Origin of the sequence: Enterobacter sp. ENT03 (assembly GCF_019218745.1) — a bacterium.
In the GTDB taxonomy this organism is placed as follows: domain Bacteria; phylum Pseudomonadota; class Gammaproteobacteria; order Enterobacterales; family Enterobacteriaceae; genus Enterobacter_D.
Window position 1 is genome coordinate 205828 of sequence record NZ_JAHUXA010000001.1, and the last position, 24955, is coordinate 230782.

At 55.7% G+C, this 24955-nt stretch carries 22 protein-coding genes and 2 tRNA genes; 11 read left to right on the top strand and 13 right to left on the bottom strand.

The window, feature by feature from the left end; all coding sequences use genetic code 11:
• Window positions 1-128: 128 nt before the first annotated feature.
• On the bottom strand, window positions 129-221 hold the full coding sequence (locus tag KW828_RS00995) for a YnhF family membrane protein (RefSeq protein ID WP_129361951.1): 93 nt from the start codon (window positions 219-221) through the stop codon (window positions 129-131).
• Window positions 222-515: 294 nt separating this feature from the next.
• On the opposite strand from KW828_RS00995, the gene purR reads away from it, so the two are divergent.
• Complete coding sequence (gene purR, locus KW828_RS01000) at window positions 516-1541, top strand: HTH-type transcriptional repressor PurR (protein WP_072568299.1); 1026 nt, start codon at window positions 516-518, stop codon at window positions 1539-1541.
• Between the two features lie 16 nt (window positions 1542-1557).
• On the opposite strand, the gene punR is transcribed toward purR, so the two are convergent.
• Window positions 1558-2469, bottom strand: coding sequence for a DNA-binding transcriptional activator PunR (gene punR, locus KW828_RS01005; RefSeq protein ID WP_218334597.1), 912 nt, complete (start codon window positions 2467-2469; stop codon window positions 1558-1560).
• Between the two features lie 113 nt (window positions 2470-2582).
• On the opposite strand from punR, the gene punC reads away from it, so the two are divergent.
• Together punC and cfa are read left to right on the top strand one after the other, a co-directional pair.
• Complete coding sequence (gene punC, locus KW828_RS01010) at window positions 2583-3767, top strand: purine nucleoside transporter PunC (protein WP_218334598.1); 1185 nt, start codon at window positions 2583-2585, stop codon at window positions 3765-3767.
• Between the two features lie 300 nt (window positions 3768-4067).
• Complete coding sequence (gene cfa, locus KW828_RS01015) at window positions 4068-5216, top strand: cyclopropane fatty acyl phospholipid synthase (RefSeq protein WP_218334599.1); 1149 nt, start codon at window positions 4068-4070, stop codon at window positions 5214-5216.
• A 37-nt stretch (window positions 5217-5253) separates the two neighbouring features.
• Here cfa and KW828_RS01020 read toward each other — a convergent pair whose 3' ends face one another.
• Window positions 5254-5886: a riboflavin synthase subunit alpha gene (locus tag KW828_RS01020; protein WP_088221998.1), complete on the bottom strand. Its 633-nt coding sequence runs from the start codon at window positions 5884-5886 to the stop codon at window positions 5254-5256.
• 225 nt (window positions 5887-6111) lie between these two features.
• Here KW828_RS01020 and mdtK point away from each other — a divergent pair, with 225 nt between their 5' ends.
• From mdtK to KW828_RS01060, 8 genes are all read left to right on the top strand, one after another.
• The gene (gene mdtK, locus KW828_RS01025; protein ID WP_218334600.1) at window positions 6112-7485 is read left to right on the top strand and encodes an MdtK family multidrug efflux MATE transporter; all 1374 of its coding nucleotides are present in this window, start codon (window positions 6112-6114) and stop codon (window positions 7483-7485) included.
• A 150-nt stretch (window positions 7486-7635) separates the two neighbouring features.
• Window positions 7636-7712, top strand: a tRNA-Val gene (locus KW828_RS01030).
• 15 nt (window positions 7713-7727) lie between these two features.
• Window positions 7728-7804 (top strand) — tRNA-Val (locus KW828_RS01035).
• A 98-nt stretch (window positions 7805-7902) separates the two neighbouring features.
• Window positions 7903-8676: a DeoR/GlpR family DNA-binding transcription regulator gene (locus tag KW828_RS01040; RefSeq protein WP_218334601.1), complete on the top strand. Its 774-nt coding sequence runs from the start codon at window positions 7903-7905 to the stop codon at window positions 8674-8676.
• Between the two features lie 119 nt (window positions 8677-8795).
• A complete protein-coding gene (locus tag KW828_RS01045; RefSeq protein WP_218334602.1) occupies window positions 8796-9587 on the top strand; it encodes an inositol monophosphatase family protein in 792 nt (263 codons plus the stop codon).
• 19 nt (window positions 9588-9606) lie between these two features.
• On the top strand, window positions 9607-10785 hold the full coding sequence (locus KW828_RS01050; protein ID WP_218334603.1) for an MFS transporter: 1179 nt from the start codon (window positions 9607-9609) through the stop codon (window positions 10783-10785).
• A 414-nt stretch (window positions 10786-11199) separates the two neighbouring features.
• Complete coding sequence (pykF, locus tag KW828_RS01055; RefSeq protein WP_218334604.1) at window positions 11200-12612, top strand: pyruvate kinase PykF; 1413 nt, start codon at window positions 11200-11202, stop codon at window positions 12610-12612.
• Window positions 12613-12920: 308 nt separating this feature from the next.
• A complete protein-coding gene (locus KW828_RS01060) occupies window positions 12921-13157 on the top strand; it encodes a major outer membrane lipoprotein (RefSeq protein ID WP_007374746.1) in 237 nt (78 codons plus the stop codon).
• A 62-nt stretch (window positions 13158-13219) separates the two neighbouring features.
• On the opposite strand, the gene KW828_RS01065 is transcribed toward KW828_RS01060, so the two are convergent.
• From KW828_RS01065 to KW828_RS01110, 10 genes are all read right to left on the bottom strand, one after another.
• Window positions 13220-14236 (bottom strand): L,D-transpeptidase family protein, encoded by a 1017-nt coding sequence (locus KW828_RS01065; RefSeq protein ID WP_218334605.1) that lies wholly within the window; start codon window positions 14234-14236, stop codon window positions 13220-13222.
• A 100-nt stretch (window positions 14237-14336) separates the two neighbouring features.
• Window positions 14337-14753 carry a cysteine desulfuration protein SufE gene (gene sufE / locus KW828_RS01070; protein WP_218334606.1) on the bottom strand — a complete coding sequence of 139 codons (417 nt, stop codon included), beginning with the start codon at window positions 14751-14753 and terminating at the stop codon, window positions 14337-14339.
• Between the two features lie 12 nt (window positions 14754-14765).
• Window positions 14766-15986: a cysteine desulfurase SufS gene (gene sufS / locus KW828_RS01075; RefSeq protein ID WP_218334607.1), complete on the bottom strand. Its 1221-nt coding sequence runs from the start codon at window positions 15984-15986 to the stop codon at window positions 14766-14768.
• Window positions 15983-17254, bottom strand: a complete 1272-nt coding sequence (gene sufD, locus KW828_RS01080) for a Fe-S cluster assembly protein SufD (RefSeq protein ID WP_218334608.1) — start codon at window positions 17252-17254, stop codon at window positions 15983-15985. Before sufD ends, sufS begins: the two co-directional genes overlap by 4 nt.
• On the bottom strand, window positions 17229-17975 hold the full coding sequence (gene sufC / locus KW828_RS01085; protein WP_218334609.1) for a Fe-S cluster assembly ATPase SufC: 747 nt from the start codon (window positions 17973-17975) through the stop codon (window positions 17229-17231). The genes sufD and sufC overlap by 26 nt, the downstream gene beginning before the upstream one ends.
• Window positions 17976-17984: 9 nt before the next feature.
• Window positions 17985-19469 carry a Fe-S cluster assembly protein SufB gene (gene sufB / locus KW828_RS01090; protein ID WP_218334610.1) on the bottom strand — a complete coding sequence of 495 codons (1485 nt, stop codon included), beginning with the start codon at window positions 19467-19469 and terminating at the stop codon, window positions 17985-17987.
• A gap of 8 nt (window positions 19470-19477) precedes the next feature.
• On the bottom strand, window positions 19478-19846 hold the full coding sequence (gene sufA, locus KW828_RS01095) for a Fe-S cluster assembly scaffold SufA (RefSeq protein ID WP_218334611.1): 369 nt from the start codon (window positions 19844-19846) through the stop codon (window positions 19478-19480).
• Window positions 19847-20234: 388 nt separating this feature from the next.
• Window positions 20235-21149, bottom strand: coding sequence for a kdo(2)-lipid IV(A) palmitoleoyltransferase (lpxP, locus tag KW828_RS01100; protein WP_218334612.1), 915 nt, complete (start codon window positions 21147-21149; stop codon window positions 20235-20237).
• Between the two features lie 200 nt (window positions 21150-21349).
• Window positions 21350-21760, bottom strand: a complete 411-nt coding sequence (gene menI / locus KW828_RS01105; protein WP_218334613.1) for a 1,4-dihydroxy-2-naphthoyl-CoA hydrolase — start codon at window positions 21758-21760, stop codon at window positions 21350-21352.
• Window positions 21757-24813, bottom strand: a complete 3057-nt coding sequence (locus tag KW828_RS01110) for an FAD-binding and (Fe-S)-binding domain-containing protein (protein ID WP_218334614.1) — start codon at window positions 24811-24813, stop codon at window positions 21757-21759. The genes menI and KW828_RS01110 overlap by 4 nt, the downstream gene beginning before the upstream one ends.
• Between the last annotated feature and the right edge of the window lie 142 nt (window positions 24814-24955).

Genomic DNA, 24955 nt, shown 5'->3' on the forward strand with positions numbered 1-24955 from the left:
GGTGAAGTCAAAAGCATGACATCAATCACAAAAAAACAGAAGTTAATGAAGTGACAAAAGAGTATTGCGAATTTGATAATAATCGGCGGGAATGAAAAAGAGCGGGAGAGAGTTCTCCCTGCTCTGGATCAATTAAAAGCGGCAGTCATTGCGCCAGCAACAATGAGGCTGAGCACAATTACGGTAGTCAACAGCGAATACTTCAGATTGCTATCCATCATTTTTTCTCCTTCGTTAACCCCCACAAAAAGTGAGATTGCTCATTTTTGCATAGTTAAACGTAAAAATCTTCTCAGTTTTAGATTGATAACGATTTTTGGACTTCCCCTTTTCATCAAGATCAGCCAGAATTCCACGCTAAATTTATTCGCGTACCGGCCACTGACCCCTCCTGACGTACTGTGTTGTTTTCCCGGCGTACCGCAACTGATAAAAGTTGTGTGAAGGGTTAATAAAGGCAAACGTTTACCTGTAGAAGTTTCAGGAGTTAAAGATATGGTCTGGAGTGAGATCTAATGGCAACAATTAAAGATGTAGCGAAACGCGCAAACGTTTCCACTACAACCGTATCACATGTTATTAACAAAACCCGTTTTGTGGCGGAAGAAACGCGCAACGCGGTGTGGGCAGCCATTAAAGAGCTGCATTATTCCCCCAGCGCCGTGGCGCGCAGTCTGAAGGTCAACCATACCAAGTCGATCGGCTTGCTGGCGACCAGCAGCGAAGCGCCGTACTTTGCTGAAATCATTGAAGCTGTTGAGAAAAACTGCTTCCAGAAGGGCTATACGCTGATCCTCGGCAATGCCTGGAACAATCTCGAAAAGCAGCGCGCCTATCTGTCGATGATGGCGCAAAAGCGCGTCGACGGCCTGATGGTGATGTGTTCCGAATACCCGGATCCGCTGTTGCGCATGCTGGAAGAGTACCGTCATATCCCGATGGTGGTGATGGACTGGGGCGAAGCGAAAGCCGACTTTACCGATTCGGTGATCGATAACGCCTTTGAAGGCGGTTATATGGCAGGCCGGTATCTGATCGAGCGCGGCCACCGTGAAATCGGCGTCATTCCTGGGCCGCTGGAGCGTAACACCGGCGCAGGCCGACTGGCGGGCTTTATGAAGGCGATGGAAGAAGCGCTGATCAAAGTGCCGGAAAACTGGATCGTGCAGGGTGATTTTGAGCCGGAATCCGGTTACCGCGCCATGCAGCAGATCCTTTCCCAGCCGCATCGCCCTACCGCTGTCTTCTGCGGCGGCGATGTAATGGCGATGGGCGCGCTCTGTGGTGCTGATGAAATGGGTCTGCGCGTGCCGCAGGACGTGTCGCTGATTGGCTATGACAACGTGCGCAACGCGCGTTTCTTCACCCCGGCGCTGACCACCATTCACCAGCCCAAAGACTCGCTGGGTGAAACGGCCTTTAATATGCTGATGGACAGGATCGTCAGCAAACGCGAAGAGTCACAGTCTATTGAGGTGCATCCGCGCCTGATTGAACGCCGCTCTGTCGCCGACGGTCCGTTCCGCGATTACCGCCGTTAAGCCTTCCGGGAGCCAGTTACGCTGGCTCCCGCAACCACTCGTTATTCAGCGTTTCACTGTCCCCTAAATAATCCAGCAGCCAGCTTAAGGCAGGCGAGTTGTCGTTTTGCTGCCACGTCAGGCAGCAAGCGGCATCCGGGAACGGATTTTCCAGCGGCAATGCCACCCACTCTCCGCGATCAAGCCACGGCTTGGCAAAGTGCGCCGGAACCATACCGATACAGAGCCCCGCCGACAGACACGCCGCCGACGACTCCCAGTCGGGTGCCACAATGCGGCGCTGGTTGTCCAGCAGCCAGGTGATACGCTTCGGCAACGAGCGGGAGGTGTCTTCGCGCACCAGCGACGGCCAGTTGCGCAACGTGTCATCGCTGAGCGGCCCGTCCATCGCCGCCAGTGGGTGCTTGCTGGATACCACGCACTTCCAGCTCAATTTACCCATATCGCGGAAAGCATAGCGTCCGCCCACCGGCACCGCCTGGGTCGCCCCTATCGCCAGTTCAACGCGGCCATCCGCCAGCGCATCCCACACGCCATTGAACACTTCCTGAAAAACGATCAGCTCCACATCCGAGAAATGCCGGTAGAAGTCGACGATCATCTGCCGGCTGCGCTCAGGTCTGACAATATTATCCACCGCGATAGAAAGCTGACCGCGCCAGCCGTTGGCGATCTGCTGACACTGTTGGCGGGTGATCTGCATTTTTTTGATAACAGAACGCCCCTCCTTCAGAAACCAGCGCCCTGCCGGGGTTAATACCACGTCACGATGACGCCGTTCAAACAGCGGCACCGCCAGCCACTCTTCCAGTTGCCGCACGGTATAGCTTACCGCCGAGGGCACCCGGTGCAGTTCCTGTGCCGCCGCGCTGAAGCTGCCGGTTCGGTCCACCGCATCAACCACTTCCAGTGAATATTCTGACCACATGTTCTGCCTGCAAATTTTTTGAATGCAATGTGCAAATATTAGCGTTTCACAAGCCGCATTGCACTCCCTACACTCTGCCGCTCTGTTCACCTGCCTAAATAAGAGAACGAGACATGAACCCTGGAAAAGGATTTTTAGTCTGGCTGGCGGGGTTAAGCGTACTGGGCTTTCTGGCTACAGATATGTATTTACCCGCCTTCGCCGTTATTCAGAATGACTTACAAACGCCAGCGGCTGCCGTCAGCGCCAGCCTGAGCCTGTTTTTAGCCGGATTTGCCATTGCGCAACTGGCCTGGGGACCGCTGTCCGACAGCTATGGTCGCCGCCCGGTGCTGTTGAGCGGTCTGGCGCTCTTTGCCGTCGGTTGTCTGGGTATGCTGTGGGTGCGCGACGCCACCTGGCTGCTGGTACTGCGCTTTGTACAGGCAATCGGCGTTTGCGCCGCCGCGGTCACCTGGCAGGCGCTGGTGACAGATCATTATCCGGCGCACCGCACCAACCGTATTTTCGCCACCATTATGCCGCTGGTCGGCCTGTCTCCGGCGCTCGCCCCGCTGCTGGGGAGCTGGATCCTCGCGCATTTTTCATGGCAGATGATTTTCATGACACTGTTTGTCATTACCCTCGTGCTGATGGTTCCAGCGCTGCGCCTGAAACCGGTGGTGAAAAAAATCGACCGGGACGCCGTGCCGCTGACCTTTGCCACGCTGCTGCGCTCCCGCGACTATCGCGGTAACGTGCTGATCTACGCCGCCTGTTCTGCCAGCTTCTTCGCCTGGCTGACCGGTTCGCCCTTTATTCTCAGTGAAATGGGTTACGGCCCGGCGGCGATTGGCCTGAGCTATGTGCCGCAAACCATCGCCTTCCTGATCGGCGGCTACGGTTGCCGCGCGGCGCTGCAAAAATGGCAGGGTCAACAGCTGCTGCCGTGGTTGCTGGTGATCTACGCCCTGAGCGTGGTAGGCACCTGGCTGGCGGGTCTGCTGGCCGGTCAATCCCTGACCGCCCTGCTGGTTCCTTTCTGCGTGATGGCGATGGCGAATGGCGCTATCTATCCGATTGTGGTGGCGCAGGCACTGCGGCCATTCCCGCAGGCGACCGGGCGTGCGGCGGCGTTGCAAAACACCCTGCAACTGGGGCTTTGTTTCCTGGCCAGCCTGCTGGTTTCTGCGCTTATCGGTACTCCGCTTCTGACCACCACCAGCGTCATGCTGGTAACGGTATTACTGTCAGCGATCGGTTATCGCATGCAGCGTCACAGCGCTAAAGAAAGGGAGCGCGACACGGCGGCTGTATAATTCCCCTGGCAACTATGTTGCGAATCAGTGATTAGGTTGCTAAGAATTTACTATTGTATCTGCCGGATCTGAGGCCTATACTCATTTCCGGCACCTATAATTACGATAAATATTATGCATTAACAGGCCCAGGATGTTGCCTGTCTCACCACGGATGGCCTTTTCGGCAAGGGTAATCTCCCTTCCTCTGTTCTACGTCGGATTTCTGGCTCGCGGACCCTTCCGTGAGATTTCTCACAAACCCTTAAAAGCGACTACGCTGTTTGAAGGTTCTGATCACATACAGGTGATGGAGAAGCTATGAGTTCATCGTGCATAGAAGACGTCAGCATACGGGATGATGACTGGTTTCGTATCGTAAGCGAACTGCTTGGTCGGGCGGGGATCACTATCAATGGTCCCGCACCGGCAGATATTCAGGTCAAAAATCCTCGTTTTTTTAAACGCGTGCTTCAGGAAGGATCGCTGGGGCTGGGTGAAAGTTATATGGATGGCTGGTGGGAGTGCGACCGGCTGGACATTTTCTTCAATAACGTGCTGCGCGCCGGTCTTGAAAACCAGCTGCCGCACCATCTCAAAGATACGCTGCGTATAGCAGGCGCCAGATTATTTAATTTGCAGAGCAAGCGCCGGGCATGGATTGTCGGCAAAGAGCATTACGATTTAGGTAATGACCTGTTTAGCCGCATGCTCGATCCTCAAATGCAATACTCTTGCGCCTACTGGAAGGATGCCTCAACGCTGGAAGACGCCCAGCTCGCCAAGCTAAAGCTGATTTGCGAAAAGCTACAGCTTAAGCCAGGTCAGCGGGTGCTGGACATTGGCTGCGGCTGGGGCGGTCTTGCGCAATATATGGCGCAGCATTATGGCGTCAGCGTCGTGGGGGTAACGATTTCTGCCGAACAGCAAAAAATGGCGCAGGAACGCTGCCATGGGCTGGACGTGACTATCCTGTTGCAGGATTATCGCGATCTGAGTGAGCAGTTTGACCGCATTGTGTCGGTCGGTATGTTTGAGCACGTCGGCCCGAAAAACTACGCCACCTATTTTAAGGTGGTCGATCGCAACCTTAAGCCTGATGGCCTGTTTTTACTGCATACTATCGGCTCGAAGAAAACGGATCACCACGTCGATCCCTGGATCAATAAATACATATTTCCCAACGGCTGCCTGCCGTCGGTACGGCAGATTGCCACCGCCAGTGAACCGCATTTTGTTATGGAAGACTGGCATAACTTCGGCGCGGATTATGATACGACCTTAATGGCGTGGCATAACCGTTTTCAGGGGGCATGGCCGGAGATCGCCGATAATTATTCCGAGCGCTTCAAACGCATGTTCAGCTATTATCTCAATGCCTGTGCGGGGGCGTTTCGTGCGCGGGATATACAGCTCTGGCAGGTGGTATTCAGTCGCGGCGTGGAGCAGGGTTTGCGCGTGGCGCGCTGATAAAAAACCCCGGTTCGCCGGGGTTTTTTTATGGGATTTACTCGTCGCGCTCAACGACAACGACACGGGCCGCCATCACGCGCTCGACGGTGTCCACCACGGCCTGCGTTTGTGGATCGATCTCGATATTCACGCGGCTGCCCAGTTTTTTAGCGCTGAGCGTCGTGCGCTCCAGCGTTTCCGGGATCAGGTGTACGCAGAAGCGGGTTGGTGTCACCTCGCCTACCGTCAGGCTAATACCGTCAATGCCAATAAATCCTTTATAAAGAATATATTTCATCAGCGTCGGGTCCTGGACTTTAAACCAAATCTGGCGATTATTTTCTGAGGCCAGGATCTTAACCACTTCCGCCGTAGTGATAATATGACCGGACATTAAATGCCCGCCAATTTCATCACTGAATTTCGCCGCACGTTCGACATTTACATAATCGCCGGGCGCTAATTCACCGAGATTGGTAATACGCAGCGTCTCTTTCATTAAATCGAAGCTGATAAGATTGCCATTAATTTCCGTCACGGTCAGGCAGCAACCGTTGTGCGCCACGGACGCGCCCGTCTCCAGACCATCCAGCATGGTGTCTGGCAGCTCAACCACGTGAGTGCGGAAATTGGGTTTCTCATCAATGGACACCACTTTTGCCGTGCCCTGTACAATACCGGTAAACATGCCTGGTGCTCCTGTATCATTAATTCGGTTAACCGTGTTTCGCTCCCAGCACAATAACAGGTGAAAAATGAGGTTGCCAGTCTCGGGCCTTATTACGCTGTTTTTTCTCTGGATTAATCGCATTTCCCCGCTACAATGTACTGGTTATTTCTCCTGCAAATCTTTTGCTGCCAGTTACGGCGGCTGCTCAGTTTTTCATATAACTACAATTCAACAGGTGTTCACGTGCAGAAGTACTTTCTCGAAGCGCGTCAGTTATTAGCACTGGCAATCCCGGTGATCATTGCGCAAATCGCCCAGACTGCGATGGGTTTCGTCGATACCGTGATGGCGGGCGGCTACAGCGCCACCGACATGGCGGCGGTGGCTATTGGTACATCCATCTGGCTACCCGCGATCCTTTTTGGTCATGGCTTACTGCTGGCGCTGACGCCGACAGTGGCGCAACTGAACGGCTCCGGCCGCCGCGAACGCATTGCCCATCAGGTGCGCCAGGGTTTCTGGCTGGCGGGCGGCGTGTCGATACTGATCATGATCGTACTGTGGAACGCTGGCCATATTATTCATGCGATGCACAACATCGATCCTGAGCTGGCGGATAAAGCCGTGCGCTATCTGCGCGCCCTGCTGTGGGGCGCACCGGGCTATCTGTTCTTCCAGGTGGCGCGTAACCAGTGTGAAGGGCTGGCGAAAACCAAGCCCGGCATGGTGTTTGGTTTTATCGGCCTGCTGGTGAATATCCCTATCAACTATGTGCTGATTTATGGTCATTTTGGGATGCCGGAAATGGGCGGTGTCGGCTGCGGCGTGGCGACGGCGGTGGTGTACTGGATGATGTTCATCTGCATGGTTTCGTACATCAAACGTGCGCGTTCCATGCGTGACATCCGCAACGATATGCGCTTTGGGAAACCGGATTTTCCGGTTCTGCTGCGTCTGGCGCAACTGGGGCTGCCCATCGCCCTTGCGCTGTTCTTTGAGGTGACGCTGTTCGCGGTAGTGGCGCTGCTGGTGTCGCCCCTCGGTATTGTTGATGTCGCCGGGCATCAGATCGCACTTAACTTCAGCTCGCTGATGTTCGTCCTGCCGATGTCACTGGCGGCGGCGGTCACTATTCGTGTGGGTTATCGTCTGGGCCAGGGTTCGACGCTGGATGCGCAGACCGCAGCGAGAACCGGACTGGCGGTAGGCGTCTGCATGGCGGCAGTGACCGCTGTTTTCACTGTTCTGCTGCGGGAAGATATTGCCCTGCTGTATAACGACAATCCGGAAGTGGTGCATCTGGCCTCGCAGCTGATGCTGATGGCGGCGGTATATCAGCTTTCTGACTCGATCCAGGTGGTCGGCAGCGGCATCCTGCGCGGTTATAAAGATACCCGTTCCATCTTCTTTATTACCTTTACCGCCTACTGGGTGCTCGGACTGCCAAGCGGCTACGTGCTGGCGCTGACCGACCTGGTGGTGGATCGCATGGGGCCTGCCGGTTTCTGGATGGGCTTTATCATCGGCCTGACGTCAGCGGCCATTTTGATGATGCTGCGGATGCGCTATCTGCAACGCCAGCCTTCAAGTGTGATCCTCACCCGCGCGGCGCGGTAAGCAAAGAGTCGCCGCCTGCGGGCGGCTACTTTCTCAACATTTTGCGCAGTTGTTCCGCAATCGCGTGAAATCAGGATGAAAATTGCTTTTTTCCGCTTGCCACAGGCGCGGCCTGCCGCTAATATTCGTCCCCGTTGTCAGCACAACAATGCGTTCATAGCTCAGTTGGTTAGAGCACCACCTTGACATGGTGGGGGTCGTTGGTTCGAGTCCAATTGAACGCACCATCCTTTCTGTACAGTGCGTCCGTAGCTCAGTTGGTTAGAGCACCACCTTGACATGGTGGGGGTCGGTGGTTCGAGTCCACTCGGACGCACCATTCAGCAATACTCTCTTCGTTCTTCTTGTTTGACACCCTGGTTGCTTTATCCGATCATGCTCGCTTATGCACAGCCATGATGATTTCAGTGAGCCTCCATGTTTGATTACGCCGAATTCCCCGAACAACGCCAGGACAAAATAAAACAACTGTTAGCCCAGCACGGCAAAGTCGTGTGCGCTCAGCTTGCGCCTGAACTTAACGTCTCTGAGCACACTATTCGCCGCGATCTTAAAGAACTGGCGAATCTTGGCCTGTGCAAGCGCGTGTATGGCGGCGCGGTCAGCGAGCTTCCCCCCTCCGGCAACTTTCTTAACCGTGAAAACGTCAACAGTGAGATAAAAGAACAGCTTGCCCGGCACGCCGTTACGCTGATTAAGCCGGAAAGCTGCGTCTTCTTTGATGCTGGCACCACTAACCTGGCCATTGCGCGCCAGCTCCCTGCGGGTATGGTCCTGACCGCCGTCACTAACTCCCCCTTGATTGCTGCTGAACTGATGCACCACGAGGCGGTGGAAGTGATTTTCCCCGGCGGGCGCATCAATAAACAGACTGGCGGCGCGACAGGTATTGATACCTTGCGTCACATCGAAAAAATGTTTTTTGATCAGTGTCTGCTCGGTGCCTGCGCATTCGATGCTGACGAAGGCGTCACGGTTTTCGAGTATGACGACGCCGAATTCAAAAAATGTCTGGTGACGCGCAGCAGTGAAATCATCGTCACGTTGACCGCCGATAAAATTGCCACCCTCGCCCGCTATCAGGTCGCCAGCTGCGACGAGATCACCACGCTGGTGGTTGAAGACTCTCTGAGTAAGCCCGCGTTAAACGCACTGCGAAACAAGAAGCTGGATGTGATCCTCGCCCGTTGAGCAAAAATAATCCGCAGGGACGTTTGTACTCTCGCACACAATCGCGCATAATCGAGCACAACCAAGCAGAGAATTATTCTCTGCCCCCTGCTGTTGTTCACGCTTAAAAGGATCGAAACATGAACCATTCCCTGCCTGATGTCGCTTTCCTCCATGAACTGGCCGATGCCGCGGATAAAGAGACGCTGCCGCGTTTCCGCTCCGGGTTAAACCTGCACGTCGGCTCCAAGCCCAAAGAAGGCTTTCGCTTTGATCCGGTGACCGATGCCGATCGCGAAGCCGAGCGCGTGATGCGTGCCATTATCAACGAGCGCTTCCCTTCTCATTCCATCATGGGGGAAGAATTTGGCACCACCGGCGACGGCCCGTTGCAGTGGGTTCTGGATCCGGTGGACGGTACGCGTCCGTTCCTGTGCGGCCTGCCGGTCTGGGGAACGCTGATCGGACTCACAGTGGAAGGCCGCGGACAGATGGGCATGATGGGCCAGCCGTTTACCGGCGAGCGTTTCTGGGCAGACGGGAAACAGGCCTGGCGCAGCGGCCCGCGGGGCAGCGGTGTGATGACCACCCGCAAAGGACTGTCGCTGGATCAGGCCATTTTGCACACCACCTCGCCGGAGCCGATTGCCCGCACGCCGGACGTTAACTTTGCGGCGCTGCACAGCGCGACCCTGATGACCCGCTACGGCGGCGAGTGCTATGCGATGGCGATGCTGGCGGCCGGGCAGATCGATCTCTGCCTGGAATATTCCCTGCAACCCTATGACATCGTGGCCTTTGTGCCGATTGTCGAGCAGGCTGGCGGTGTAGTGACCACGCTGTCAGGAGATCGCCCGGAAGCCGGTGGCCGCATTCTGGCGTCAGGCTGCCCGCGTCTGCACGATGAAGCGCTGAAAATTCTTAACAGTTGATGTGATTAACAGGATTTCTATGAGCGATAAAAATCCAGCCCTGCCGCTGCCCGGTGCCACCGACACCGCGCATCCCCTGCCCGGCACAAACGAGCAACGGGCGACACGCATTGTCTTTTTTATGGCCGGGTTTGCTACGGCGGCCTGGGCGGCGCTGGTGCCTTTTGCCAAATATAATACCGGCGTCAGCGACGGCACACTGGGCCTGCTGCTCCTGTGCCTCGGCGGCGGTGCACTGGTAGCGATGCCGCTCACCGGTGCGCTGACCGCCCGTTTTGGCTGCCGCCGTGTCATGGTGGTATCGGTGCTGATTTTCTGCGCCATTCTGCCGCTGCTGGCGGTGACCCAGGATGCGCGCTTACTGGCGCTGGCGCTGCTGCTGTTCGGAATGGGGATTGGCACCACGGATTGCGCAATGAACGTGCAGGCGATCATTGTGGAAAAAGCGGCGCCTCGTCCGTTGATGTCCGGTTTTCACGGCTTTTACAGCGTGGGGGGGATTGCCGGTGCCGGGGCGATGAGCGGCATGATGTCGCTGGGGCTTTCCTCACCCGCGGCCAGCCTGGTGACCACGCTTATCGTGGTAGCCTTACTGCTGGTGTGCGTGCGCGGTTTTCTTGGCTATGCGAATCCGCAGGAAGGCCCGGCTTTTGCGGTTCCTCGCGGCGTGGTGTTGTTGCTCGGTGGGATCTGCTTTGTAGTGTTTCTGGCTGAAGGCGCAGTACTGGACTGGAGCGCCGTGTTCCTGACCGAATATCGTGGGCTGCCGGAAGCGCGCGGCGGGCTGGGTTTTGCCTGTTTCGCGGCGACCATGACGCTGGGCCGCTTAACCGGCGATCGGATCGTCGCCCGCCTCGGCCAGCAGCGCGTGGTATTTGCGGGTGCCCTGTTGGCCGCCGCGGGTCTGTTGCTGACGGTGCTATCTGCGTCCTGGGCGCTGTCGCTGGTCGGTTACGCGTTGATCGGGCTGGGTTGCGCAAACATTGTGCCGGTGATGTTTTCGGCCATTGGCAAACAGACGGCTATGCCGCAGGTGCTGGCAGTACCCGCAGTGACAACGCTTGGCTATATGGGGGTCCTCGCGGGACCGGCAAGCATCGGCGGCATTGCGCATCACAGCAGCCTGACCGCCGCCTTCGTGGTGGTCGCCGTGGCGATGGCTGGCGTGGCGCTGGTTTCACGGCTGGTTAAGGTGTGACAACTTCCTTCCGGCCCGGTCGATTTTTATCGTGCCGGGCCTGTTAATCGTATTAAGTCCCTGAAAATATTTTTATCTTTACTTAACACGTTGATAACACTTCGTTGTGAATCTGCACAGATGCATTTTGAAACGCTGTTTTCATTTTCCTTTTGCCTGCTTTTCATCGTATAATGCGCGCCAATTGACTCTTGAATGGTTTCAGCTCATTGAACTGTAATATTCAACTATCACAGCGACTCATTCCCCCCTGGGCTGATACACAAGCACATATTCCTCTGCACGCTTTTTTTGATGTCACCTATTCTTATGACGTGACATCGCAAAACTTTCGCAACACCGGTTTGACTCTGCGGCGGTGCGCCCCCGGAGCACTATTTCCATATCCTTCTCAACTTAAAGACTAAGACTGTCATGAAAAAGACCAAAATTGTTTGTACCATCGGCCCGAAAACCGAATCAGAAGAGATGCTGACCAAAATGCTGGACGCTGGCATGAACGTGATGCGTCTGAACTTCTCTCACGGTGACTATGCAGAACACGGTCAGCGCATCAAGAACTTGCGCAACGTGATGAGCAAAACGGGCAAAAAAGCCGCTATCCTGCTGGATACCAAAGGTCCGGAAATTCGTACCATCAAGCTGGAAGGCGGAAACGACGTCTCCCTGAAAGCGGGCCAGACCTTCACCTTCACCACTGACAAAACCGTTGTGGGTAACAGCGAGATTGTTGCTGTGACCTACGAAGGTTTCACCAGCGATCTGTCCGTTGGCAACACCGTACTGGTTGACGATGGTCTGATCGGCATGGAAGTGACCGCCATCGAAGGCAACAAAGTTATCTGTAAAGTGCTGAACAACGGCGACCTGGGTGAAAACAAAGGCGTTAACCTGCCGGGCGTATCTATTGCCCTGCCGGCACTGGCAGAGAAAGACAAACAGGACCTGATCTTCGGCTGTGAGCAAGGCGTTGACTTTGTTGCCGCTTCCTTCATCCGTAAGCGTTCTGACGTGGTGGAAATCCGTGAGCATCTGAAAGCGCACGGCGGCGAGCACATCCAGATCATCTCCAAGATCGAAAACCAGGAAGGCCTGAACAACTTCGACGAAATCCTCGAAGCCTCTGACGGCATCATGGTTGCGCGTGGCGACCTGGGCGTTGAAATCCCGGTTGAAGAAGTCATCTTCGCACAGAAAATGATGATCGAAAAATGTATCCGCGCCCGTAAAGTGGTGATCACCGCCACCCAGATGCTGGACTCAATGATCAAAAACCCGCGTCCGACCCGTGCGGAAGCAGGCGACGTGGCGAACGCCATCCTCGACGGTACCGATGCAGTTATGCTGTCTGGTGAGTCTGCGAAAGGTAAGTACCCGCTGGAAGCGGTATCTATCATGGCGACCATCTGCGAACGTACTGACCGCGTGATGACCAGCCGTCTGGAGTTCAACAACGACAGCCGTAAACTGCGTATCACCGAAGCCGTTTGCCGTGGCGCGGTGGAAACTGCGGAGAAACTGGCTGCGCCGCTGATCGTAGTGGCGACCCAGGGCGGTAAATCCGCACGTGCTATCCGTAAGTACTTCCCGGATGCCACCATTCTGGCGCTGACCACCAACGAACTGACCGCCCGTCAGCTGGTGCTGAGCAAAGGCGTTACCGCGCAGCTGGTGAAAGAAATTTCGTCCACAGACGATTTCTACCGCCTGGGTAAAGAAGTGGCGCTGGAAAGCGGCCTGGCGCAGAAAGGTGAAGTGGTGGTTATGGTTTCCGGCGCGCTGGTTCCGAGCGGCACAACCAATACCGCTTCTGTGCACGTCCTGTAATAATTGCAGTACGAATTAATCTGATTAAAAAAGCGCCTGTGTGGCGCTTTTTTTTATTCATTCAATAACAATTTTCAATAAGTGCAAATCAATTTTAACTATTTCTCAAGATTCTTTCTAAGATGAATCCGATGAAAGTGGTCTGTTTTCACACAGTTTTTTTATGTCTTTACCTGAAGTCGGTGTTTCTTTGAGCGAACAGTCAAATTTAAGGGTATTCCCAACAAAAAAATATTCTCAATATAAAAAAGTTTGTGTAATACTTGTAACGCTACATGGAGATTAACTCAATCTAGAGGGTATTAATAATGAATCGTACTAAACTGGTACTGGGCGCGGTAATCCTGGGTTCTACTCTGCTGGCTGGTTGCTCCAGCAATGCTAAAATCGATCAGCTGTCTTCTGACGTTCAGACTCTGAACGCTAAAGTTGACCAGCTGAGCAACGACGTGAACGCAATCCGTTCTGACGTTCAGGCTGCTAAAGATGACGCAGCTCGCGCTAACCAGCGTCTGGACAACCAGGCTCACTCTTACCGTAAGTAAGAGTTCCTGTAATAAAATGGCGCACATTGTGCGCCATTTTTTTGTCTGCGATTTCCCTTCCGTTACTGCGTCATCACTTTCCCGTCGTCGTTCGCCACAGCTGTCACCGCTGGCTCACCATTTTTTGCTGACAATACCGCTGCCGGGCTGGACGTAGCCTGCTTTGCCGCCGGGATCGCCACCGGGTAACCGGCACGACGCACCATCGCTTTATCAATTGCCGTCTGCTCCCCACCCGCCTGACGAATAAAATCGCCAAAGGTCGCGGTCAGCGTGATCGGTACCGTCTGGGTGTTTTCTTCAAGCGTAGCGGCCAGTGGACGGTGCACCTCGATATAGTGTCTGCCGTCTGGCTCTACAGAGTACTTCACCGGTTCGTTGATGATACGCACTGGCGTACCGGTGCTCACCTGCGAGAACAGCGCTTCGATGTCTGGCGCCCCCATCCGAATGCAGCCGGAGCTGACGCGTAACCCTACGCTGTCCTGCGCATTGGTGCCGTGAATAAGATATTCGCCGTTGCCCATCCCCAGACGCAGCGCATAACGCCCCAGCGGGTTGTAGGGACCGGCGGGCACCACGGCGGGTAAATCGATACCCTTCGCTTTCGAGCGCGCACGAATGCCTGCTGGCGGCGTCCAGGTCGGGTTCGGGATCTTCTGGCTAACGCGCGTGACGCTCACCGGCGTTTCCAGCCCCTGCTGACCAATGCCGATGGGGAACACCTGCACAATGTCTTTACCCGGCGGATAAAAATAGAGGCGCAGTTCCGCCAGATTGACAATGATCCCTTCTCGTGGGGTGTCCGGCAGCAGCATCTGCGTGGGGATGGTCAGCGTCGTGCCAGGTGCGGGGATGGGGGCCATGGTATCGTTCGCTTCGACGAGCAGCATAGCGCTGGTGTCAAAGTGCCGGCTGATAGCCTGCAGATTGCGATCCTGTGGTTGCACGACATACGTTTGATTCTGGCCGATAAGACGACTGCCTGTCGGCGGTAATGGATAATCGGCCGCCCAGGCACCCTGTATGACGCTGTAAGCGCCGATAAGACTTAATGTTATTAGAGACGCGCGCTTCATGCTGAAACTCCTGTAATCACTGGCAGTGCGCCAGAAGGCTGATAAACCAGCGAGGCAGAAATGCTGCCTCGCATAACAGGATAGTCGCTGTCTTTTGAGTTTAGCTAATGTTTGCGGCTTTCGTACGAATTGCGCGGATCATTGCTTCCAGCCCTTGCGAGCGGGACGGGGTTAAATGCTGGGCGAGAGACATCTTTTCAAACCACGGGCGCACGTCAAACGCGACGATGTCCTGCGCGGTCATCTGCTGGTACAGAATAAACACCACCGCGATCAGTCCCTTGACGATGGCGGCGTCACTGTCGCCCTGCAGTTCGATGACGCCGTCATCGCGACGCTGCATCACAATCCATACCTGACTCTGGCAGCCCTGAATACTATTTTCCGGGTTGTGCGCCTCGGCGGCCAGTTCCGGCAGCCGCTGGCCCAGTTCAATGATATAGAGATACTTCTCTTCCCAGTTGGCGCAACGGGTAAAGTTGCGCAACAGTTTTTCTTTATCGGGTAAAGCGGCCATTACGTCCCCCTGTCAGCCTAATAACTGATGAATGCGTTTCAGTCCGGCCACCAGACGATCCACTTCTTCTTGCGTGTTGTACATCACCAGCGACGCGCGGCACATGGCGGGCACCTGGTAAAACGCCATCAGCGGCATTGCGCAGTGATGCCCGGTGCGCACGGCGACACCATAATTATCCAGGAAGCTGCCCACGTCATAGGCGTGATAATGACCCAGGTTAAAGGCGATCACGCCCAGACGGTCGGCCGGACCGTATAACGTCAGATCCGGCACGTCAGCCAGCGCGTTCAGCGCATAACGCATCAGCCCGCGCTCGTACTCCGCAATGGCGTCAAGCCCCAGCGCGGTCACATATTCCATGGCGGCGCCAAAGCCGATAATGGCGCCGGTGTTCGGCGTACCCGCCTCAAAGCGCCACGGCGCTTTCGCCCAGGTCGTGCCTTCCGTCAGACTGACGCTGGCGATCATCGCCCCGCCCCCTTCCCACGGTGGCATCGCCTGCAGGATCGCTTTTTTGGCGTAGAGAACGCCGATACCGGTCGGCCCATACAGTTTATGCGCAGAGAAAACGTAAAAATCGCAGTCCAGCGCCTGCACATCTACCGCGTGATGCATCACCGCCTGCGCGCCGTCCACCAGCACTTTCGCGCCCTGTTGATGGGCCTGCGCGATGATGTCCGCCACCGGGTTTTCGGTACCCAGAACGTTGGAGACGTGCGTGACCGCTACCAGTCGCGTGCGATCATCGAGCAGCCCGGCCAGCGCGTCCAGCTGAAGCGTACCGTCCTGATTGATCGGGATGACCCGCAGTTCCGCGCCAGTGCGTTCACACAGCATCTGCCAGGGCACGATATTCGCGTGGTGCTCCATGGCGGTGATAATGATGTTGTCACCCGCCGCCACGTTGCGATTGCCCCAGCTGTTGGCGACCAGATTGATGCCTTCGGTAGTGCCGCGCACAAACACCAGCTCTTCCGGCGTACGGGCATTGATAAAGCGGGCAACCTGCGTGCGCACGTTTTCCATGCGCTGCGTCGCTTCTGCACTCAGGGTGTGAATGCCGCGGTGCACGGCAGCATAGCCGTGACGGTAAAACTCCGCTTCAGCATCAATCACCTGATGCGGTTTTTGCGCGCTGGCGGCGCTGTCGAGATAAGCCAGCGGCTGACCATTCACTTCACGCTTCAGAACGGGAAAATCCGCCCTTACGCGCTCAACGGAAAAACTCATGCGATGCCCCCTGGCAGGCGCTGACCGATACGGGACAGCACCTCTTGCCTGAGCGCCTCGTCGCTGATGGCTTCCGTCAGTTCAGCGGCAAAGGCGTAGATAATCATTTGCTGCGCGGCCTTTTCGTCGATACCACGCGAGCGCAGGTAAAACATTTGTTCATCGTCAATGCGGCCAATGGTCGCGCCATGGCTGCATTTTACGTCGTCGGCGTAAATTTCCAGCTGCGGTTTGGTGTCCACTTCCGACAAACGGCCAAGCAGCAAATTATTGTTGGTCATCTGCCCGTCGGTTTTAATGGCATGCTGTGCCACGTTGATCAGACCGTTAAACACCGCGCGGCCTTTGTCAGAGACGATGGTTTTGTGCAGCTGACGGCTGTTGCAGTAACCCTTGTTATGCGCAAGCCAGGTACGGGTATCGCACACTTCATTGTTGACCGGCATCACCAGGCTGTTAACGCGCAGTGTGGTGTTTTCGCCGTTCAGCGCCATGCTGGTGTTATGCCGCAGCACCGCGCCGCCGAGCAGGAAACTGTGGCTGTGCGCAGCGGCATCGGCGGCCAGCAGAATATCGTTATGCGCAAAGTGGTAACTCTGCGGGTTTTCAAACACCAGCTTCGCGTGATGCAGCTGCGCATTCGGCGCCACGTCCATGGTCAGACGCGAGCCGGTGAAATGGCGCTGATCGTTGAGGCTGACATAATGCTCGTACACCGTTGCTTCAGCGCCCTGCTCCAGCGTCAGGTGATGGCGGTAGTGCGCTGTGTTCATCTCCTCGCCCGTCAGACCCTGAGTGATATGCATCAAAAGCAGCGGCTTCGCCGGTCGCTGGTTACGCGCCACGTGGATATGCGTGACGCTGTGCGCCAGGCTTTCCGTCAGGTGCAAAAACACCTCAGGCTGGACCGGCGCGGGCAGCGCGGCGCGTTCATCGTTAATGATGACCGCAAAGCCACTGTTGTCGGTGCTGTCGCTGAGATCGGCGTCAAAACGCCCGTCAACAAACACCAGCCGCACCGCGTCCACCGGCAGGGCCAGCGCGTCACGCTGTTCGGCGGTTAAGCGGGTTTGCCTGCTGACAAACTGGCTGCTGAGCAGGCCTTCCAGCGGCGTGTATTTCCAGTTCTCATGCTTGCGCGTCGGTAGCCCTAAACGCAGCACCTGTTGCAGATGCTGCTGCGCCTGCTCCGAACGGGCGTCGCCCTCGCTTTCAAACAGATGATGCCATTGCTGAAGCGCGTTACTGCTGTTCGGTAAGCCAGCCATAGCCCTGCTCCTCCAGTTGTTTCACCAGCGTGAAATCACCGGATTTCACGATGCGGCCCTGGTACAGCACGTGCACAAAGTCGGGCTTGATGTAATCCAGGATGCGCTGGTAGTGCGTGACGATAATAAAAGAGCGCTTTTCGTCGCGCAGGGAGTTGACCCCTTCAGCAACGATTTTCAGCGCATCAATATCCAGACCGGAGTCGGTTTCATCGAGGATGCACAGTTCCGGCTCCAGCACCGCCATTTGCAGAATGTCGTTACGCTTTTTCTCGCCGCCGGAGAAACCCACGTTCACCGAGCGGGTCAGCAAATCTTCCGGCATTTTCAGCAGCTTGATTTTCTCTTCCATCAGATCCTGGAAGTCAAAGCGGTCAAGCTCCTCCAGCCCACGGTACTTACGCACGGCGTTGAGGGCGGTTTGCAGGAAAAACTGATTGCTGACGCCAGGGATCTCAACCGGATACTGAAACGCCATAAAAATGCCTTCGCCCGCGCGATCTTCTGGCGACAGCTCCAGCAGATCTTTGCCGTGAAACTGGACTGAACCGCCGGTCACTTCATAGTCTTCGCGCCCGGCGAGCGTGGCGGATAGCGTACTTTTCCCGGAGCCGTTAGGTCCCATAATGGCGTGAACTTCCCCTGGACGTACCTCAAGGCTCAGCCCACGCAGGATCTCTTTCTCTTCAACGGCAACCTGCAAATCTTTAATGCTTAACATGTAATTTCCTTAACCGACGCTGTGCTCAAGGCTGATGGCGAGTAATTTCTGGGCTTCTACGGCAAACTCCAGCGGCAGCTCGGAGAAGACATCCTTACAGAAACCGTTAACGATCATTGAGATCGCATCTTCTTCGCTGATGCCGCGTTGCAGGCAGTAGAACAGCTGATCTTCACCGATACGCGAGGTGGTGGCTTCGTGCTCCAGCTGTGCGCTGTTGTTGCGGCATTCCACGTACGGGAAGGTATGTGCGCCACAGTCCGGGCCAATCAGCATCGAGTCACACTGGGTAAAGTTACGGGCGTTGGTCGCGGTCGGCATGATTTTTACCAGCCCACGATAGCTGTTCTGGCTTTTACCGGCGGAGATCCCTTTTGAGATAATGGTCGAGCGGGTGTTCTTGCCGATATGGATCATCTTGGTGCCGGTATCGGCCTGCTGATGTCCACTGGTCAGCGCCACCGAATAAAATTCGCCGATGGAGTTATCGCCACGCAGAATGCAGCTCGGGTATTTCCAGGTGATCGCCGAGCCAGTTTCCGACTGCGTCCAGGACATTTTGCTGTTTTCGCCTTCGCACAGCGCACGCTTGGTAACAAAGTTCAGAATGCCGCCAGTATTGTTGTCGCCAGGGAACCAGTTCTGCACGGTGGAGTATTTTACTTCCGCGTCTTTGTGGATGATCACTTCCACCACCGCCGCATGCAGCTGGTAGCTGTCGCGCACTGGCGCTGAGCAGCCTTCGATATAGCTGACGTAGCTGCCTTCATCGGCGATCAAAATAGTGCGCTCGAACTGACCGGTTTTTTCCGCGTTGATACGGAAGTAGGTCGACAGTTCCATTGGGCAGCGCACCCCTTTCGGGATGTAGATAAAGGTACCGTCTGAGGCTACCGCCGCATTCAGCGCGGCAAAGAAGTTATCGTTCGAGGGCACGACGGTGCCGAGATACTTCTGCACCAGTTCCGGGTGATCGTGGATCGCCTCCCCGAAGGAGCTGAAGATCACGCCGTGCTCAGCCAGTTTTTCACGGTAGGTGGTGGCCACGGAAACGGAGTCAAAAATGGCGTCCATCGCCACTTCACGCCCTTCACGAACCGGCACGCCCAGCTGATTAAAGGCTTCTTCCACTTCATCCGTCAGGTAGCTGCCCGCACCGGTCTGCTGCACCGCCCCCGGCTGCGAGGCACAGGTATCATCGCAATTGCCGCAAGATGGCGCGGAGTAGTAGCTGTAATCCTGATAATCCAGCTTGTCGTAATGGGCTTTCAGCCAGTGCGGCTCTTCCATGTCCAGCCATGCCCGATACGCTTTCAGGCGGAACTCCAGCATCCATTCAGGTTCGTTGCGTTTGGCCGAGATCGCCCGCACTACATCTTCATTGATGCCGTGGGCCATTTCGTCCGTCTGTAACCGGGTAAAGAAGCCCTCTTTGTAATTCAGTGGGCCGGACCAGGTTTTGACATCGTCAGTCGCTTCAGTATTACGAGACATAGTACCGCCTATACCCCAAAGCTTTCGCCACAGCCACATTCGTGCTGCGCTTTCGGGTTATTGAATTTGAAAATCTGATTCAGTCCTTCGCGCACATAGTCCACTTCGGTGCCATCAATAAACGGCATCGCCTGAAGCGGCACGTAGAGACGCGCGCCGTCAAACTCAAACAGCAGATCGTCTGCCGCTGGCTCTGCGACCGTATCAAGAACATAACCAAAGCCAGCACAGCCCGTCTGTTTAATGCCCAGACGCACGCCGAGCAGGTCTGGCTGCTTTTCCACCAGCGCGCAGATATGCTTCGCGGCAGCGGGCGTTAGCGTAAGTCCCTGCCAGCCGGGATTGTTGGGGTCGAAGGTTCCTGCTTGCAATTCCATAGGTCTACCTCACGTAATGGTGCCAAAGGGCATAACGCTATGTTAGTGATAATGATTATCACTTCAACCTCTATTCCAAAGGGTTATTACCAGAAACGCCCTTTTTGCACAGTTCTATTAAGCATAGACCCTGACAACGGGCTTATCCGTAAAGGGCTCCGATATTTAACTCATTGAAAATAAAGCGTTCTGAAGCGGTGTTATTACTGACACCGTACGGAAATGAAACATGTATAGGCAATGCCTATTTATCAGATAGGATTTTATAACAAATTTGCAATATGTACGTGACAAATGATGCGAGGAGCGCCCGCCGTAGCAGGCGTGCCGGGTCGGCGTGTAAGAATGGTATGCCGGGTAAACGTAGCGCTACCCGGCAAGGCAAATATTAACGATACAGTGAGGATTCACCCGACGGGCGGGTTTTAAAGCGGCGGTGGACCCACAGATACTGCTCGGGCGCCCGGAGGATCTCGCTTTCGATCACTTTGTTCATATAGCTGGCGGCTTCGAATTCATTCTCTCTCGGGTAATCGGTCAGTTCCGGGCCGATGAATAATGAATAGCCTGTGCGATCGGGCTTACGCACCATGGTCACCGTCAGCATAACGGAACCTGAAAGACGCGACAGCACATAGGTGCCGTTGGTTGTGGCAGCGTTAACTTCAAAGAATGGCGCGAAGGTACTGCCCTTACGGCCATAATCCTGATCCGGCGCAAACCATACCGCTTCGCCCTTTTTCAGCGCGTTAACCAGCCCTTTAAGATTACGACGGTCAATCATGGATTTATTGGAACGCATCCGCCCGCGCGTCTGCACCCACTCCATCAGCGGGTTATTGTGTGGACGGTAAGTGGCCATCATTGGCTGACATAAGCCCATCACGCGGCCACCCAGCTCCAGCGACATAAAATGCACACCAATGACCATGACGCCCTTCTGTTTTGCCTGCGCTTCCTGCAAATGCTGATAGCCATCAACATCAAACCAGCGGCGCACGCGCTCATCAGACCAGAACCATGCCATTCCGGTTTCCAGCAGGCCCATGCCCAACGAACGAAAGTTGTTTTCGATTAATGCTTCGCGCACCAGCGGATCCATTTTCGGGAAGCACAGTTCCAGATTGCGGCGGGCAATACTTTCACGCCGTTTCAAAAAGGGACGCGCCAGGGTGCCGAGCGAAGTGCCAAGACGGGCAATGAGTGGATAGGGTAATTGCACCAGCAACCAGAGAACGCCGAGGCCAAACCATGTCGTCCAGTAGCGGGGATGAAGAAAAGAGAGTTTTAACGATGTACGCATTGCAATGTTACCTGAAGTACCTCTATTAAGTAGCGCGCCAGGAACCACGAATCTTATCTTCAGGCTGTGATGCGTTACCGTCTCTGAGTCTGACAACGATCACGTTCAGAGATTCACTGTTGTGCACTATATCACAGCGCGAAATAATCACGCGACGTTTCTAATGGATTAGGCGGCTGCATCTGCAGCCGCGTTAACGGTCAGAGAATGGCTGTGGTCAGCCGGGATGAGCAGCACAAACGGTTCTGTTCATCATAAATATGGATCTGCCAGACCTGATGGCGGCCGCCGGTATGCAACGCCGAACAGACCCCTCGCACACGGCCACTGCGCACCGAGCGAATATGGTTGGCGTTCACTTCCAGCCCCACCACTTTTTGCTCCCCTTCACTGCACAGATACCCCGCCACCGAGCCGAGGGTTTCCGCCAGCACCACCGACGCCCCGCCGTGCAGCAGGCCGAAAGGCTGATGCGTGCGGTTGTCCACCGGCATGGAGGCTTCGATCGACTCCGCGGTGAGGCGTTCAAACTGAATATCCAGCAGCCCGACCATGTTCCCTTCGCCCATCGCGTTTAACGCGTCCAGCGTTACTTCACGTTTCCAGATCATCCTGTTATCTCCAGTAATGCCTGTAAAGGATGGCGAACGCCGCTGCCCTCGATACGCTTGACCTGGCTACGGCAGGAATAGCCGGTCGCCAGACAGCGATTGCGCGGCAAACGCTGCATCGCCTGATGCCATGACAGTTCATAAATGCCCAGCGAACTGGCATGATTTTTCACTTCGTGGCCGTAGGTGCCGGCCATGCCGCAGCAGCCGACGCTGATATTTTCCAGCTTCGCGCCGAAACGGGCGAAGATGGCGGCCCACTGCCCGGGCGTGCCCGGCAGCGCCGTCACTTCGGTACAGTGAGCAAACAGATACCAGGACTCACCACTGACGGCGCGCGGCTCCACGGCTTCCAGCGCAGCGGGCAGCCATTCATGCACCAGTTGCACATTAAATTCACCACGCTTGTCACCCAGCGTTTGCTTGTATTCATCGCGATAGCAGAGCACCAGCGCCGGATCGACACCCACCATCGGCATGCCAAGCTGGGCGATGCGCGTCAGGAAGTCGGAGGTTTTCTGCGCCGTCTTCGCAAAGCGCGTCAGGAAGCCTTTAATGTGCTGCGCCTTGCCGTTGGGGGAGAACGGCAGGATCACTGGCTGATAGCCGAGTTTTTCCACCAGCCGCACAAAATCGCTCACCACCTGCGCGTCGTAGTAGCTGGTGAAGGGATCCTGCACCACCAGCACCGTTCTGGCTTTTTCTTCGGCGCTTAATATTTCCAGATGTTCCAGCGTCATATTCGCCGTGCGATGGCCCACCAGTTGCTGTTGCAGGGAGGGTTCCGACAGCAGCGGCAAATCCACCATCCCGATACGTTTTTCCGACAGCGTGCGCACCCAGGGCTGGCGCAGGAAAAAGTTAAAGGTTTTCGGTGCGCGCGCCATCAGCGGCGCATAACTTTCCACCGAGGCGACCAGGTGATCGCGCAGCGGGCGCAGATAACGGGTGTGATAAAGCTGCAGGAAGCGCGAGCGAAATTCCGGCACATCGATTTTGATCGGGCACTGGGTCGAGCAGGCTTTACAGGCCAGACAGCCGGACATCGCCTCTTTTACTTCATGAGAGAAGTCGTATTCGCCTTTGCGCGCATGCCAGCTGTTGCGCGTGCGTTCGATAAGCCCTCGCAGGCTGACGCGGCTTTCCACCAGCTCTTTTTCCAGCTTCAGCGGATCGACACCGCGATCCGCCAGCAGACGCAGCCATTCACGCACCAGCGTGGCACGACCTTTCGGCGAGTGAATACGATTGCTGGTGATCTTCATTGACGGGCACATCGGGCTTTTCACGTCAAAGTTAAAGCACAGGCCGTTGCCGTTACACTCCATCGCGCCGCGCCAGGATGACCGCACCGCAATCGGGATCTGGCGATCAAACGTGCCGCGCTTTATTGCATCCACCTGCATCATCGGCGTGTCAACGCCCGCAGGCGGGCAGATTTTGCCTGGGTTGAGCCGATTATGCGGATCGAATGCGGCTTTGATTTTGCGCAGTTCGCCGAACAGCTGCTCGCCGAAAAACGCCGGACTGTACTGAGCGCGAAAGCCTTTACCGTGCTCGCCCCACAGCAGCCCGCCATATTTCGCGGTAAGCGCCACTACCTCATCGGAGATCTGTTTCATCAGCATCTCCTGCTGCGGATCGCACATGTCCAGCGCCGGACGCACATGCAGCACGCCGGCATCCACATGTCCGAACATCCCGTAGCTCAGACCGTGGCTGTCGAGCAGCGCGCGGAACTCAACGATGTAATCCGCCAGATGCTCCGGCGGCACGCAGGTGTCTTCCGCAAAAGGAATGGGTTTGGCCGCGCCTTTCGCGTTACCCAGCAGACCGACGGCTTTTTTACGCATCGCATAGATACGCTCAATGCCCGCCAGATCGCCGCACACCTGCCAGCCAATCACGCCGCCCTGCTCTGCGGCAATCAGGCTATCCAGCCGCGCACACAGCGCGCTGACCTGGCCGTCGATCAGCGCTTCGTCATCACCGGTAAACTCGACAATGTTCAGGCCGAGCATCTCTTTATCCGGCACATCGGTGATCAGTTCATGCACCGAATGCCAGACAATATCTTCCCGCGCCAGGTTGAGCACTTTTGAGTCAACGGTTTCCACCGACAGCGCCTGCGCCTCCACCATAAAGGGGGCATTGCGCAGCGCCGAGTTAAAGGAGTCGTACTTGATATTGACCAGGCGGCGCACTTTAGGCAGCGGGGTAATATCCAGCCGCGCTTCGGTAATAAACGCCAGCGTGCCTTCAGAGCCGGTCAGGATGCGGGTTAAATCGAAACGGGTCATCTCGTCGTTGAAGACATGACGTAAATCGTACCCGGTGAGGAAGCGGTTAAGCTTCGGGAACTTATCGATAATCAGCTGGCGATGATTGCGGCAGCTCTCGAATACGGTTTTATAGATCCGACCAATGGCGGTCTGCGCCTCGCCGAGGGTTTCCGCCAGCTCCAGCGACACCGGTTGCGTGTCCAGAATGTCGCCGCCCATCAGTACCGCGCGCACGCCCAGCGTATGATCCGAGGTTTTACCGTATACCAGCGAGCCCTGCCCGGACGCATCGGTATTGATCATGCCACCCAGCGTGGCGCGGTTACTGGTGGAAAGCTCCGGCGCAAAGAAATAACCGTAGGGCTTCAGATACTGGTTAAGCTGATCTTTGATCACCCCGGCTTCCACGCGCACCCATCCCTCTTCGGGATTGATTTCAAGAATGCGGTTCATATAGCGCGACAGATCGACCACAATCCCGGCGTTCAGCGCCTGACCGTTGGTGCCGGTCCCCCCGCCGCGCGGGGTAAAGATCAGCGATTCGAAACGCGGTTCGGCGGCGATACGCGCGATCAGCGTGACATCAGCCGTTGAACGGGGGAAGACCACAGCATCGGGAAGGAGTTGATAAATGCTGTTATCGGTCGCCATGGTCAGCCGGTCGGCATAACTTGTGGCGGTGTCTCCGGTGAAACCTTGTTGCTCCAGTGCCTGTAAAAAATTCAGCACCAGCTGAACGACGCCGGGTGCCTGAGAAATCTGTGGGATCATTACTGTTGACCCTGCCTGACTGTTAGAGTTGTGAGTATTTAATCGTTTGCATTTTGCGTTTATCGTTGTATCACATTTTTTTCTTATACGCGCGGCAGAATTACAGGCAGAATTCGCTGTCTGAAATCGCTGATATTTAGCA

Excerpts from the sequence above, each read along its gene's own strand:
- KW828_RS00995 (WP_129361951.1), bottom strand. The coding sequence starts at position 221 with ATGATGGATAGCAATCTGAAGTATTCGCTGTTGACTACCGTAATTGTG.
- purR (WP_072568299.1), top strand. The coding sequence starts at position 516 with ATGGCAACAATTAAAGATGTAGCGAAACGCGCAAACGTTTCCACTACA.
- punR (WP_218334597.1), bottom strand. The coding sequence starts at position 2,469 with ATGTGGTCAGAATATTCACTGGAAGTGGTTGATGCGGTGGACCGAACC.
- punC (WP_218334598.1), top strand. The coding sequence starts at position 2,583 with ATGAACCCTGGAAAAGGATTTTTAGTCTGGCTGGCGGGGTTAAGCGTA.
- cfa (WP_218334599.1), top strand. The coding sequence starts at position 4,068 with ATGAGTTCATCGTGCATAGAAGACGTCAGCATACGGGATGATGACTGG.
- KW828_RS01020 (WP_088221998.1), bottom strand. The coding sequence starts at position 5,886 with ATGTTTACCGGTATTGTACAGGGCACGGCAAAAGTGGTGTCCATTGAT.
- KW828_RS01040 (WP_218334601.1), top strand. The coding sequence starts at position 7,903 with ATGTTTGATTACGCCGAATTCCCCGAACAACGCCAGGACAAAATAAAA.
- KW828_RS01045 (WP_218334602.1), top strand. The coding sequence starts at position 8,796 with ATGAACCATTCCCTGCCTGATGTCGCTTTCCTCCATGAACTGGCCGAT.
- KW828_RS01050 (WP_218334603.1), top strand. The coding sequence starts at position 9,607 with ATGAGCGATAAAAATCCAGCCCTGCCGCTGCCCGGTGCCACCGACACC.
- pykF (WP_218334604.1), top strand. The coding sequence starts at position 11,200 with ATGAAAAAGACCAAAATTGTTTGTACCATCGGCCCGAAAACCGAATCA.
- KW828_RS01060 (WP_007374746.1), top strand. The coding sequence starts at position 12,921 with ATGAATCGTACTAAACTGGTACTGGGCGCGGTAATCCTGGGTTCTACT.
- KW828_RS01065 (WP_218334605.1), bottom strand. The coding sequence starts at position 14,236 with ATGAAGCGCGCGTCTCTAATAACATTAAGTCTTATCGGCGCTTACAGC.
- sufE (WP_218334606.1), bottom strand. The coding sequence starts at position 14,753 with ATGGCCGCTTTACCCGATAAAGAAAAACTGTTGCGCAACTTTACCCGT.
- sufS (WP_218334607.1), bottom strand. The coding sequence starts at position 15,986 with ATGAGTTTTTCCGTTGAGCGCGTAAGGGCGGATTTTCCCGTTCTGAAG.
- sufD (WP_218334608.1), bottom strand. The coding sequence starts at position 17,254 with ATGGCTGGCTTACCGAACAGCAGTAACGCGCTTCAGCAATGGCATCAT.
- sufC (WP_218334609.1), bottom strand. The coding sequence starts at position 17,975 with ATGTTAAGCATTAAAGATTTGCAGGTTGCCGTTGAAGAGAAAGAGATC.
- sufB (WP_218334610.1), bottom strand. The coding sequence starts at position 19,469 with ATGTCTCGTAATACTGAAGCGACTGACGATGTCAAAACCTGGTCCGGC.
- sufA (WP_218334611.1), bottom strand. The coding sequence starts at position 19,846 with ATGGAATTGCAAGCAGGAACCTTCGACCCCAACAATCCCGGCTGGCAG.
- lpxP (WP_218334612.1), bottom strand. The coding sequence starts at position 21,149 with ATGCGTACATCGTTAAAACTCTCTTTTCTTCATCCCCGCTACTGGACG.
- menI (WP_218334613.1), bottom strand. The coding sequence starts at position 21,760 with ATGATCTGGAAACGTGAAGTAACGCTGGACGCGTTAAACGCGATGGGC.
- KW828_RS01110 (WP_218334614.1), bottom strand. The coding sequence starts at position 24,813 with ATGATCCCACAGATTTCTCAGGCACCCGGCGTCGTTCAGCTGGTGCTG.